This window comes from Citrobacter sp. Ce129 (assembly GCF_030334545.1).
Taxonomy (GTDB): domain Bacteria; phylum Pseudomonadota; class Gammaproteobacteria; order Enterobacterales; family Enterobacteriaceae; genus Citrobacter; species Citrobacter europaeus.
The window spans coordinates 374466-386565 of sequence record NZ_JAOWDS010000051.1 but is presented as its reverse complement, the minus strand read 5'-3'; the positions used below and the strand labels follow the sequence as shown (position 1 = coordinate 386565).

Annotated in this window: 11 protein-coding genes and 1 tRNA gene; 6 read left to right on the top strand and 6 right to left on the bottom strand. The window is 51.3% G+C overall.

Translation table 11 applies throughout. The features are described from left to right. Positions 1-446: 446 nt before the first annotated feature. From fimY to fimW, 3 genes are all read right to left on the bottom strand, one after another. Complete coding sequence (gene fimY, locus OGV77_RS03845; RefSeq protein ID WP_043015485.1) at positions 447-1169, bottom strand: fimbria biosynthesis regulator FimY; 723 nt, start codon at positions 1167-1169, stop codon at positions 447-449. A 25-nt stretch (positions 1170-1194) separates the two neighbouring features. Then, positions 1195-1323: a hypothetical protein gene (locus tag OGV77_RS03840; RefSeq protein WP_255602865.1), complete on the bottom strand. Its 129-nt coding sequence runs from the start codon at positions 1321-1323 to the stop codon at positions 1195-1197. 231 nt (positions 1324-1554) lie between these two features. After that, complete coding sequence (fimW, locus tag OGV77_RS03835) at positions 1555-2148, bottom strand: fimbria biosynthesis transcriptional regulator FimW (protein ID WP_043015486.1); 594 nt, start codon at positions 2146-2148, stop codon at positions 1555-1557. A gap of 37 nt (positions 2149-2185) precedes the next feature. Between fimW and OGV77_RS03830 the strand changes: the two genes are divergently transcribed. Then, complete coding sequence (locus OGV77_RS03830; RefSeq protein ID WP_043015487.1) at positions 2186-2365, top strand: hypothetical protein; 180 nt, start codon at positions 2186-2188, stop codon at positions 2363-2365. 39 nt (positions 2366-2404) lie between these two features. Further along, positions 2405-2481: transfer RNA gene (locus tag OGV77_RS03825), tRNA-Arg, on the top strand. A gap of 8 nt (positions 2482-2489) precedes the next feature. Here OGV77_RS03825 and torS read toward each other — a convergent pair. Continuing rightward, the gene (gene torS / locus OGV77_RS03820; RefSeq protein WP_172862804.1) at positions 2490-5276 is read right to left on the bottom strand and encodes a TMAO reductase system sensor histidine kinase/response regulator TorS; all 2787 of its coding nucleotides are present in this window, start codon (positions 5274-5276) and stop codon (positions 2490-2492) included. An 82-nt stretch (positions 5277-5358) separates the two neighbouring features. On the opposite strand from torS, the gene torT reads away from it, so the two are divergent. Next, positions 5359-6390, top strand: a complete 1032-nt coding sequence (gene torT, locus OGV77_RS03815; RefSeq protein WP_047412881.1) for a TMAO reductase system periplasmic protein TorT — start codon at positions 5359-5361, stop codon at positions 6388-6390. Here torT and torR read toward each other — a convergent pair. After that, positions 6363-7055: a two-component system response regulator TorR gene (torR, locus tag OGV77_RS03810; protein WP_080625592.1), complete on the bottom strand. Its 693-nt coding sequence runs from the start codon at positions 7053-7055 to the stop codon at positions 6363-6365. The genes torT and torR overlap by 28 nt on opposite strands. Before the next feature lie 131 nt (positions 7056-7186). On the opposite strand from torR, the gene torC reads away from it, so the two are divergent. Genes torC through torD form a run of 3 tightly spaced genes read left to right on the top strand, consistent with a single transcriptional unit; the run spans position 7187 to position 11506 of the window. Next, positions 7187-8365: a pentaheme c-type cytochrome TorC gene (gene torC / locus OGV77_RS03805; RefSeq protein WP_075145038.1), complete on the top strand. Its 1179-nt coding sequence runs from the start codon at positions 7187-7189 to the stop codon at positions 8363-8365. Further along, positions 8355-10895 (top strand): trimethylamine-N-oxide reductase TorA, encoded by a 2541-nt coding sequence (gene torA / locus OGV77_RS03800; protein ID WP_043015491.1) that lies wholly within the window; start codon positions 8355-8357, stop codon positions 10893-10895. The genes torC and torA overlap by 11 nt, the downstream gene beginning before the upstream one ends. Continuing rightward, the gene (gene torD, locus OGV77_RS03795; RefSeq protein ID WP_075145037.1) at positions 10892-11506 is read left to right on the top strand and encodes a molecular chaperone TorD; all 615 of its coding nucleotides are present in this window, start codon (positions 10892-10894) and stop codon (positions 11504-11506) included. Before torA ends, torD begins: the two co-directional genes overlap by 4 nt. A 54-nt stretch (positions 11507-11560) precedes the next feature. Here torD and uspF read toward each other — a convergent pair whose 3' ends face one another. Continuing rightward, complete coding sequence (gene uspF / locus OGV77_RS03790) at positions 11561-11989, bottom strand: universal stress protein UspF (protein WP_003021923.1); 429 nt, start codon at positions 11987-11989, stop codon at positions 11561-11563. Positions 11990-12100: the final 111 nt, after the last annotated feature.

Below are 12100 nucleotides of genomic sequence, written 5' to 3'. Positions count from 1 at the left end.
GCAGAACAATGAATTTGTGGAAAATCCATTTCACACCGGGAAAACTAACAATTAATCAGGAAACTGTGGGGATTATACCTGCTCTGTTCTTTCGGAAAAGACTTACAACATCCCGGTTGTTAATGTCAGTTAGGATGTTCTGAAAGATCCAGGTGTCTTAATGGCTATTGGCATTATTTATCTGCAGTTCGAATTATGGCAGATTGAAAAATTTTTTTAAACAGTAAAAACGATATGATAAACTAATTGTTTAGGTTTTGTTAAGGCGGCATTAAGGTGGTTTTATATTGAAATGCACAGAATCTGTAAGGTTTACTGTGACAGTCGCACCAGACATAATACCAGGAATAGTTGTAAATATTAAATTTTTGTAAAAATTAGATCTGTTTTCTTATTCAAGAATAAGTAATTTCTTAAAAAATCTTATGGGACAGGAGGTTATGGTGTTAATTAAAATGAGGAGAGGTAACGTTGAGGCGATGTATCAGATGTAAGAAGCGTTGCCTGCTGGGCAATCCCAGGCGCGTAATCAACTTGTTCAGACGATAGATGATGCGGTGGTAGGGGAGAGTCTGTAACAATGCAATCTTTTTTAATGAGTTACCTTGTAAAAGTAAGGCAATCATCTCCCAATCGAGCTGGTTTATGCGCCTGGAATGAATATAGTTTAGAGCCGGATATAATAAGGCGTGACGCATCTCCGGGAGGCGTAAATTGCGTGACAAGATATAAAATGGACCAGACAGTGAAATAAAAGAGGTAAGGTCTTCATCGCGATTCGATAGCATTATGAAGATTTGAATGTCATTACGCTTCTTAATTAATTGACGCAGACCTTCAAGTATATCGAAATAAGGAGTTGTTAAGCCTTCTATGTCAATCACTAACTGGCTAATTACCGGCTCTTGCATGCTGAGCAACGCCGATTCAACGCTCTGGAAGATCCCCGTGCGAGTGCCTGAAAATAAATGCCGGCTCAGCGCATAGGCCAGATAGTAGTCTGTCGTAATTATCGCCTGAGATATAGTGTCGTCCGGTAATGTGTATTCGAGTTTTTGCGCCAGATACTCGAGCCGGTCAAATACCTGTGAGGTACAGTGGGGATATTGCCAGGTACAGTTAGCGTTTCGTATACGGCGATAGCGGTCCCGGCGTTTTGCGCTGTGCATCCTTTTCCATTCCATTTCTGTTGCGTCAGGTCTGGATAAATTGCTGACTACAAACATCCCTGAACCAAACTTTTGCCAGCGCAAAGGTGAGTTTACTTGTGCCGTTGGGTTTCAGTGCTTCAACAATCATCAGACTGGCAATTGCGTATCCCATCAGAATAATCTGCCGGAAGTTTTCTGATGTCTTACTCAATGCCCAAAAGCTTGTTTTATCCAGTTCAGCCTCTCTCTGAGATTAGATAAAATATTACCGGGTATGTCTTTCTGTTACCCCGGAAATAGTATGGCTCGATAATTCTGGCAGCCTGAAGCCAGGTACAGTAGGAGCCGATACTTAATCGACGATGAGATATTTCTCAATAAAAATTAGGCAGAACTACTCCGACTAATTTTGTAGAAAGTTTAGATGCGCGCGGATGTATCTTAAGAATTGCTGATCGTTTTTCACATGCAGCTTTTTCATAATGCTGCGGCGGGTAGCTTTGGCCTGGAGATCGCTTACCGAGAGCAGGTGGGCCGTTTCGGCTAAGGTATACCCACTGGCGAGAAACATTAAGAACTGACGTTCTTCTATAGAAAAGTTACGAGTGGTGCAGTAATGGCAGATAGTTGCGGGCACGCTATTGCGCAGCGCGCGTTTTTGCAGGATGAGAACCAGTTTTTTGGTTATCTCGTCTACGTCATCTTCCCGATAAATCAGTGGCAGCATGTACAAGCAGGGCCGGAACATCAGCTTATCTTTATCGTTTTTGCTACAGATGACCACCCGGTGTTGGCGCCTGGTGTGGACAGGAACCTGGTAGCAATCGGCGCTGAGCCAATCTTCATCCAGGGAGATAAACGCGATGTCAGCGCGATCGATATCTTCGACGGGTAAAAAGCAAATCTCCTGGTGCCATTGATTTGCCAGATGGGAGATGATGATTTTCAGTCCATGTTCGAAGTGACTGTTTTCTTCCTTGATGGCGATACTTAACATTAAAGAGTTCCTGAACCACGGGAGAGGGGATAAAGGAATGTTAAGCAAAATCATAAATATTCTAAATACATGTATCCCTAAATCTGACGTTTTGCGGGCTGAGTTGTTACCAGGTGATTTCCTGGATACCCTTGAACGAGCAGAAAAAATCAACATTCGTACACTTCGCCAGCAACCGAAACAAAAGGCATTGACTCAGCAAGCGCTGACCGTATAATTCACGCGTTTCATCTGCATGAAGTAATCACTTCGCAATGCGCCCTTAGCTCAGTTGGATAGAGCAACGGCCTTCTAAGCCGTAGGTCGTAGGTTCGAATCCTACAGGGCGTACCATCTAAACATCACTTCAGATGTCCAGCTTCAGCGAATTGCGATGATTTTTCCTTTTCCAACCACGTTTCCACTTCCTTAAGACTGAGTTGTACCTCCTCCCTGAGTGAAAAATCAGCTAACGGCTGTTGTTCAAGTGCGGCACAAACGCTGCTGGCAGAACGCATTCCCATGCTGGCGCAACTGCTTTTTAGCTGATGCGCCAGACGTTTTATCTTCTCGCGATCGTGTGCTGCGCGCGCATTATCAATCTCATCTAATACAGGAAGGGTATGTTGCTTAAAGAGCGCTAACCATTCGTGTACCTTTTGCCATCCCATTAGCTGAATATCTCCGGCTAATTGCTGGGTATCTAACCGTTTGTTGTCATTTTCTGATGCAACCGGGAGAGGCGCGTAACCGTGCAAATAATGCATAATTAACCGACTGAGTTCATCCCGGGGAACCGGTTTTTGAATAACGCCGAGAAACAGGGTACTGGTTCTTTGGTTTAGCGTTTCGTCGATGACGTGCGCGCTAAAGCCTATCAGATTTAGCATTGGGTATGCGCGGGTTAACTGCTGCGCCAGCGTGATGCCGTCGATATCCGGAAGATCGAAATCAACCAGGGCGGCATCATAATGGGCGTCTTGCTGCAGTATGGTTAGTGCCGCAGCGGCATTGTCAGCAGCGGTAACCTGTGCGCCATTGAGGGTGAGCATTTCTGTGCTGATGCGCTGCGTGAGAGGGTTATCCTCGATAAGCAGTATGCGTAAACCCTGTAATGATATCGCTCGTGGAACGGATTTCGCTACCGGCATCGCGCCAGCCCGTAATGGCAGACGCAAACGAAAGCAGCTTCCTACCCCTGGTGTGCTGGTGACGCTGAGTTCTCCCTGCATCGCCTGCGCGAGGCTGGCGCTGATGGTGAGTCCAAGCCCGGTTCCCCCACGTTTACCGCTTACCTGAACAAACGGCTGAAAAATGTCGCCCTGACGGGCAGGATCAATCCCGCATCCCGTGTCCTCAACCTCAATGTACCAATCCTGGCCTTCACTCCGACTACGCAGGATGATGTGCCCCCGATCGGTAAAGCGCAGTGCGTTGTTTAATAAGTTAGTTATGATTTGCCGGATGCGGCGCGGATCGCCGCGTAAGGAGTCGGGTACGTCGTCGGCAAAATCCATAATCAATGCGACCGGGCGACCCGCAACGCGACTGTGCATGAGCTGAAGCGTACTTTCCAGCAATGGCCTGGGCTCAAAGGGTTCATCACCGATGGCCACATTTTTTCCGCCCGCTTCGATGGCGGAATAGTCAAGAATATCGTTGAGGATGGTCAGCAGAGACTCGCCAGAGTCGGTGATTGCGCGCAGATTCTCCTGATGCTGCGCCAGTGCGGGATTGTCTGAGAGCAACTGCGCAGTGCCGAGGATTCCGTATAGCGGGGTGCGTATTTCATGGCTCATGGCGGCAAGAAACGCCGATTTTGCCTGGTTAGCTTTTTCGGCTTCCGCACGCGCCAGCCGATGTTCAGACACCATCGACCGCAGCTCGGCGGTGCGTGCTTTAACCTGAGCGGCCAAATGTTCGCGGTGGCTATTCAGGGCGTGAACGCTGGCGCGAAAGGCATCCATCAACCGCCCAATGGTGTCCAGTTCGCGAACGCCTGCGGTTTCCGGAAATGGGGAGTCGATATCACCTTCAAGCAGACGCTGTAACGCCTGGGTTTGCTGCGCCAACGGACGCGTGACCGAGCGGTAAACCACGCGCCAAAGAATGAGAATTAACAAGCACAATGATACCGCACCTAACAGCAGCAGCAGCGTTTGCCCGCGCTGGCTGGCCTGTTTGAGATGCGCCAGCCCGGTCTGATTGCGTTGGCCGATGATTTCCACCAACTGACTGACTTGGCTACTGAAACGGGTAAATTGCTCGATATTGTTTTGCGATAAGATCTGTAAGCGGGTAGTAATGTCATTGTCCTGACGATACAGGGCCAGCAGATCGACATAACGGCTAATTGAATTTATTGCGTCGGCAACCTGAGCGCGTACCACCGGATCTTCAATGCGTATTTGTCGGCGGTGAAGCACTCTGACGGCGGCATTCAGCTGGTTTTCCAGCGCCGCCAGGTTATTCTGCGCCTGGTTATTCCCCAGATTCATCACCATTTGCTGCACGCGTAGCGCGCTCAGGCGCAGCTCATTCATCTGGTTATAATATTCCAGATCAATATCGATAAGCCTGTCGAGAGCGTGTTCAGCCGCCTGCCCCTGATGGCTTTCAATTAAATCATAAATGCTTGCCTGCGTAGCGCCCGCCGAGGTGGCGGCATTACTGGCCTGCCCGCGCGCCATTTCGGCAACGTTGGCGGTAGCCTCAACAAGTTGTTGGCTGAGTTGTTGCTGTTGCTCGCGCAGTTTCAGCCGTTCGCCAACCATTTCCCCCTGATGGCTTAACGACTGGGCGATCTCTTTTTCCTGTTGTTCAATGGCCGAAGTATCAAAGCCCTGTTCGCGAAGAGTTTTCAGTAATGCGGTTATTTTCAGACTTTGGGCGGTTAACATACGCCCCTGAGCCAGCCACATATTTTCATTATCTGCGGTGGTCAGATTCTGCGCGGAAAACAGTTCCCAGGCGCTGGCTTCGCTGAGCTGGCGCGCCATGTCCATGGTCGGGATCAGCGCCTGGGTATTGGCCTGCTCAACCTGGCTGACAAAACGCAGGTTATACCAGCCTACCAGCGTACTCATGAGGGTCAGCGCCGCCATCAGCGCAAAGCCTATCCACAGTCGTTTGGTCAGAGATAAATTCACTGTCTGGTCGCCACAGATTAAAAAGGTTGAGTCGAAAAGAGGAAAGCAACTAGGATAAAGCCTTATCAATGATGAGGCTATCATGCGCGTATTGGTTTTCCTGCTTATCACGCTTTTTCCCGGTCTGGGTCACGCGACCGTGCCCGCACTACTGCGCTGGCAGGATAGCCAGCAGGCTGTCCCGGCGCCGCAAACGGACGTTACTGCAAACAAAATCTGGAAACTGTGCGCGCTGTATCCCAGCCTGAAGGATTCTTACTGGCTTTCCGTAAATTACGGCATGCTTGAGGCGGCGAAAAAATACGGAGTGAGCCTGAAGGTGCTTGAAGCGGGAGGGTATCGTCAGTTAAACATGCAAAAATCTCAAATCGCTCAGTGCCAGCAATGGGGCGCGGATGCCATTTTGTTAGGCAGCAGCACGACGACTTTTCCAGATTTGCAGACCCAGGTTGGATCGCTGCCTGTTATTGAGGTGGTGAATGCGATCCATGACGCGACGGTAAAGGCGCGGGTTGGGGTTCCGTGGTTTCAGATGGGGTATCAGCCAGGCCGCTATCTGGTTAAGTGGAGCGGCGGTAAACCGCTAAAGGTCTTATTATTGCCCGGGCCTGACGACGCCGGAGGCAGTCGTGAGATGGTGGAAGGATTCCGCCAGGCGATTGCCGGCAGTCAGGTGCACATTGTGGATGTGGCGTTAGGGGATAATGATATTGAAGTTCAGCGCAACCTGTTGCAGGAGATGCTTGAGCGTCACCCGGATGTTGACGTAGTGGCCGGTACGGCAATTGCTGCGGAAGCCGCCATGGGGGAGACGCGGAATCAGGGCACGCCGCTAACCGTAGTCTCTTTTTATCTGTCGCACCAGGTGTATCGCGGGCTTAAACGCGAAAGAATCATAATGGCTGCCAGCGATCAGATGGTCTGGCAAGGTGAACTGGCGATTCAGCAGGCTATCAGGGTATTACAAGGGCAACCGGTGTCGGAAAATATCAGTCCACCGATCCTGGTGCTCACCCCGAAAAATGCCGACAGCCAGCATGTTAAGTGCTCGCTGTCACCCGGCGGATTCCGTCCTGTTTATCTGTATCAGTACACATCAGCCGCTAAAAAATAGCCTTCCCCATGCTGCGTCACCAGTAAATCCGCTCGTAGCTTGTGGCGTAAACGGCGGATCAGCACATCTACGGTGCGTAAGTCTGGATTGTCCACCCGTCGTGCCGAAAGCATGCGCAGTAAACGTTCGCGGCTGAGAATCTCCCCCGGATTGGTGACAAAAGCGACCAGCATTTCATATTCGGCGCGGGTGAGTTTGATCGCCTCTTCACCCAGTTCCAGGGTATGACGAGAGACATTCAGACAATACCCGGCAAACTGATAGCAGTTGTCTTTGGCCTCCGGCTGCGCCTGACGGGCAAGGTCGATCCGCCAGAGCAAGTTTTTCACCCGTACCACCAGTTCACGTAGCTCCAGCGGCTTGGTGACATAATCATCAGCGCCCATTTCCAGGCCAACGATACGGTCAATTTGGTCACTACGGCCCGTTACCAGAATGATCCCTACCGTTGAACGTTCTCGCAGGGCACGGGTCAGCATTAAGCCATTTTCATCCGGGAGGTTAATATCCAACAGAATAAGATCCACAGGGTGCTGCGACAGGATTTCACGCAGGCCGGCTCCGCTGGCGGTGACAGAGACATGATAACCTTCCTGTTCAAAATAAGCCTGTAACCGTGCCTGGGTCACGGGTTCATCTTCAACAATTACAATGTGATGCGGCATCCTGGTTGCTGTCTCTTTCTGTTCATATCTGTTCACATTGTGCCGTAAGCCATTCATCCTGACCAGTGTTGCTGTTCACATTTGAGAAATAAGATCCTCTGTAACTAAACCATATAATTACAGGGGCTATTATGCGGAAACTTTGGAGGGCGCTACTCAGACCGAGCGCACGTTGGTCAGTGTTGGCGCTGGTCGTCATCGGGATTGTGGTCGGTATCGCGCTGATCGTTTTGCCGCACGTTGGCATCAAATTAACCAGCTCTACCGAGTTTTGCGTGAGCTGCCACAGCATGCAGCCGGTTTATGAAGAATATAAACAGTCCGCGCATTTTCAGAATGCCTCTGGAGTGCGCGCAGAATGCCATGACTGTCACATTCCTTCAGATATTCCGGGCATGGTGAAGCGTAAGCTGGAAGCAAGCAACGATATTTATCAGACCTTTGTTGCCCACTCTATAGATACGCCTGAAAAATTCGAGGCCAAACGCGCCGAGCTGGCGGAGCGAGAATGGACACGGATGAAAGAGAACAACTCTGCTACCTGCCGCTCCTGTCATAACTATGATGCGATGGATCATGCTAAGCAGCATCCTGAAGCCGCACGCCAGATGAAGATTGCGGCCAAGGACAACCAATCCTGTATCGACTGCCATAAAGGTATCGCGCACCAGCTTCCCGATATGAGCAGTGGTTTCCGCAAACAGTTTGACGAGTTACGCGCCAGGGCGAACGACGATGGCGATACGCTCTACTCTCTGGACATCAAGCCTATTTATGCCGCTAAGGGTGATAAAGAACCTGCTGGCTCACTGCTACCCGCCTCTGAAGTAAAAGTGTTAAAGCGTGATGGCGATTGGCTGCAAATTGAAATTGTGGGCTGGACCGAGAGTAACGGACGCCAGCGCGTGTTGGCGCAACTGCCAGGCAAGCGCATTTTTGTGGCCTCCATTCGTGGTGACATCCAGCAGCACGTGAAAAACCTGGAGCAAACTACCGTCGCGGAAACGAATACGCAGTGGAGCAAGCTGCAGGCCACCGCCTGGATGCAAAAGGGCGATATGGTCAACGACATCAAACCTATCTGGGCCTATGCCGACTCGCTCTATAACGGAACCTGTAACCAATGCCACGGCGCGCCAGAGAAAGAACACTTTGACGCTAACGGCTGGATTGGCACGTTGAACGGCATGATTGGATTTACCAGTCTGGATAAACGTGAAGAACGTACCTTGCTGAAATATTTGCAGATGAATGCCTCTGACACTACGGATAAGCCGCATGGCGATAAGGGAGAAAGCAATGAAAAATAACGATCTCTTTCAGGCATCTCGCCGACGTTTTCTACTGCAGTTGGGCGGTTTGACCGTAGCCGGTATGTTGGGACCTTCTCTGCTTACGCCCCGTAGCGCCAATGCTGCAGAGGTGCAGGGGGCTGGCGTCAAAGAGGGGATCCTGACCGGTTCTCACTGGGGGGCAATCCGTGCCACTGTTGTTGATGGCCGTTTTATTGAGGCCAAACCGTTTGAGCATGATAAATACCCGTCAAAAATGATCGCCGGACTGCCGGATCACGTACATGGCGGCACGCGTATTCGCTATCCCATGGTCCGCGTCGACTGGTTGCGTAAACGCCATCAGAGCGATACCACACAGCGTGGAGATAACCGCTTTGTGCGCGTTTCGTGGGATGAAGCGCTGGACTTCTTCTATCAGGAGCTGGAGCGCATTCAGAAGACCTATGGTCCGAGCGCGCTGCTGACGGCCAGCGGCTGGCAATCAACCGGCATGTTCCATAATGCTTCCGGGATGCTGGCGCGCGCCATTGCGCTGCATGGCAACAGCGTGGGTACCGGGGGCGACTATTCCACCGGTGCTGCTCAGGTGATCCTGCCGCGCGTGGTCGGGTCAATGGAGGTATATGAACAGCAGACTTCCTGGCCGCTGGTACTGAAAAATAGCAAAACGATTGTGCTGTGGGGTTCCGACCTGATTAAAAATCAGCAGGCGAACTGGTGGTGTCCGGATCATGATGTCTATGAATACTACGAGCAACTGAAGGACAAAGTGGCGCGCGGCGAGATCTCGGTTATCAGCGTTGATCCGGTCATCACCTCGACTCACGACTATCTGGGCCGCGACAAGGTTAAGCACATCGCCGTGAACCCGCAGGCTGATGTGCCGCTACAGCTGGCGCTGGCGCACACGCTCTTTACCGAGAAGCTCTACGATAAGCATTTTCTTGATAACTACTGCGTTGGGTTTGAGCAATTTCTGCCTTATTTGCTGGGCGAAAGTGACGGACAGCCTAAAGATGCGCAGTGGGCGGAAAAAATATGCGGGATTGATGCCGATACGATTCGTGAACTGGCGCGGCAGATGGCGGGCGGCAGAACGCAGATTATTGCCGGCTGGTGCGTGCAGCGTATGCAGCACGGGGAGCAGTGGGCATGGATGATTGTGGTGCTGGCCTCAATGCTTGGACAAATCGGCTTACCCGGCGGTGGGTTTGGCTTTGGCTGGCACTACAACGGCGCAGGCACCCCGGGGCGTAAAGGCGTTATCCTGAGCGGATTTTCTGGCTCCACTACCGTTGCGCCTGTACATGACAGCACCGATTTTAAGGGCTACAGCAGCACTATTCCGATCGCACGTTTTATCGATGCGATTCTGGAACCGGGCAAAAAAATTAACTGGAACGGAAAAACCGTCAAGCTGCCGCCGTTAAAGATGTGCGTTTTTGCCGGGACTAACCCTTTCCATCGTCACCAGCAGATCAACCGTATTATTGAAGGCTGGCGTAAGCTGGAAACCGTTATCGCCATCGATAATCAGTGGACGTCGACCTGTCGATTCGCCGATATCGTCTTGCCCGCAACGACCCAGTTTGAGCGTAACGATCTCGACCAGTATGGCAACCACTCTAACCGCGGCATTATCGCTATGAAACAGCTGGTGCAGCCGCAGTTTGAAGCGCGTAATGATTTCGATATTTTCCGCGATCTTTGCCGCCGCTTTAATCGTGAAGAAGCCTTCACCGAAGGGCTGGATGAGATGGGTTGGTTGAAACGGATCTGGCAGGAAGGTAGCCAGCAGGGGAAAGGGCGCGGGGTTCATCTCCCGGCTTTTGACGTTTTCTGGAATCAGCAGGAGTATGTTGAATTCGAACATCCACAGATGTTTGTTCGTCATCAGGCCTTCCGCGAAGATCCCGATCTTGAGCCGTTGGGTACGCCGAGTGGTTTGATCGAGATTTTCTCAAAAACGATTGCCGATATGCAGTATGACGACTGCCAGGGGCATCCGATGTGGTTTGAGAAAATCGAACGTTCCCACGGTGGGCCGGGGTCGCAGCGTTGGCCGCTGCATCTGCAATCGGTTCACCCGGATTTCCGTCTGCACTCGCAGCTTTGTGAATCTGAAGCGCTACGTAAACATTATGCGGTAAGTGGTAAAGAGCCGGTATTTATCAACCCGCAGGATGCCAGCGCAAGGGGGATTCGCAACGGTGATATTGTCCGTGTGTTTAACGCACGTGGACAAGTACTGGCCGGAGCGGTTGTCTCCGATCTTTACACTCCGGGCGTGGCGCGTATTCACGAAGGTGCCTGGTACGATCCTGACAACGGTGGAGAAACAGGGGCGCTGTGTAAATACGGCAATCCGAACGTGTTAACGTTAGATATCGGCACGTCTCAACTGGCGCAGGCAACCAGCGCCCATACTACGCTGGTGGATATTGAGAAATATACCGGCAAAGTGGATAACGTGACGGCGTTCAGCGGCCCGATAAAAATGGTGGCGCAGTGCGAATATGTCCCGGCAGAGAAGGTGACGTCATGATGAAACGCTCTTCCCTGACCACAGAACAGATGGCCTGCGTTTACGCCTGGCTGGCGCAGTTGTTTTCCCGGGAGCGTGACGACCAAAGCCTGGCGCTTTTACAGTCCAGCGAAATGGCTGAGTGGTTCGCGGTGCTAAAAGGTGAACCGTCGCTTGAGGCGGAAGTTCTTTTGCTGGAGGCGAAAATTGCTGCGCTTCAGGTGCGCGAAGACGCTACCCTGGAACTGGCGGCTGATTTTTGCAGCCTGTTTCTGATGTCGGACAAACATGCGGCGTTACCCTATGCGTCGGCTCATCTGGAAGGCGGGCAGAATTACGGGGTTATTAAACAATTGTTATCTGATGCGGGCATGCAGGTAAGCGATACGTTTAGCGAGTCAGCCGATCATCTGGCGATTTTTATCGAACTGTTAAGCCATCTGCATTTTTCTCTCGGAGAGTCCGGGCTTAGCCGCCAGCGTATTGATGCACTGCGCAGAGAAACGCTGGAGGGGCTGTTACGCTGGTTACCGACGTTCACCGCCAAATGCCGCCGCTATGATGACTTTGGTTTCTACGGCGCGCTGAGTCAGCTGTTGCTGGCGTTGGTCAGACTGGATAATCAGAACTGAGTGATGGCCTAAGCCACAAAAAACGGGAGCAAATTCGCTCCCATTTTAACCCTATCACCGCACAACCAGCACCGGGCATTTCGCGTGGCGTACGACGGCTGCCGCCGTTGACCCCAGCAGATATGTGCTAAAACCGGGCTTATGTGAGGCGATGACAATAAGCTCGGCGTCAACCGCTTCCGCCAGCTTGAGGATCTGGTCCTTCGGCGGGCCATAAACGACATGAGTCTGACTCCTGCCAGCAGGAATATTGAACTGCTTAATAATTTCTTCGAGTTTTTCGCTGGCCTTGGCCTGCAGACCACTTCTGTCCGGAAATTCGGTAGAGTAGGCCAGCCCCAGCGAGGCATAAAACGGAACGGTAGGAATAACGGCTAAAAAGTGGACCTTAGCGGTTTTGGCATGCGCCTGGACCTGGGGAACAACATGGCGGGTTAAATCGGTTTCAGAGATATCAATGGGCACCAGAATTGAGCGATACATATTCACTACCTCCTGTTTGTTTACCTCTACCCTGAGTGTAGCGAAAGCTGGCTCTGTATAATAAGTGACCAGATCAAGGTTACGTGCATAAATGCGCGTCAATGAAAGGCG

Bases quoted from the DNA above. Each gene is read 5' to 3' on its own strand.
- fimY (WP_043015485.1), bottom strand. From the start codon at position 1,169: ATGCACAGCGCAAAACGCCGGGACCGCTATCGCCGTATACGAAACGCT.
- OGV77_RS03840 (WP_255602865.1), bottom strand. From the start codon at position 1,323: ATGGGATACGCAATTGCCAGTCTGATGATTGTTGAAGCACTGAAACCC.
- fimW (WP_043015486.1), bottom strand. From the start codon at position 2,148: ATGTTAAGTATCGCCATCAAGGAAGAAAACAGTCACTTCGAACATGGA.
- OGV77_RS03830 (WP_043015487.1), top strand. From the start codon at position 2,186: ATGTTAAGCAAAATCATAAATATTCTAAATACATGTATCCCTAAATCT.
- torT (WP_047412881.1), top strand. From the start codon at position 5,359: ATGCGCGTATTGGTTTTCCTGCTTATCACGCTTTTTCCCGGTCTGGGT.
- torR (WP_080625592.1), bottom strand. From the start codon at position 7,055: ATGCCGCATCACATTGTAATTGTTGAAGATGAACCCGTGACCCAGGCA.
- torC (WP_075145038.1), top strand. From the start codon at position 7,187: ATGCGGAAACTTTGGAGGGCGCTACTCAGACCGAGCGCACGTTGGTCA.
- torA (WP_043015491.1), top strand. From the start codon at position 8,355: ATGAAAAATAACGATCTCTTTCAGGCATCTCGCCGACGTTTTCTACTG.
- torD (WP_075145037.1), top strand. From the start codon at position 10,892: ATGATGAAACGCTCTTCCCTGACCACAGAACAGATGGCCTGCGTTTAC.
- uspF (WP_003021923.1), bottom strand. From the start codon at position 11,989: ATGTATCGCTCAATTCTGGTGCCCATTGATATCTCTGAAACCGATTTA.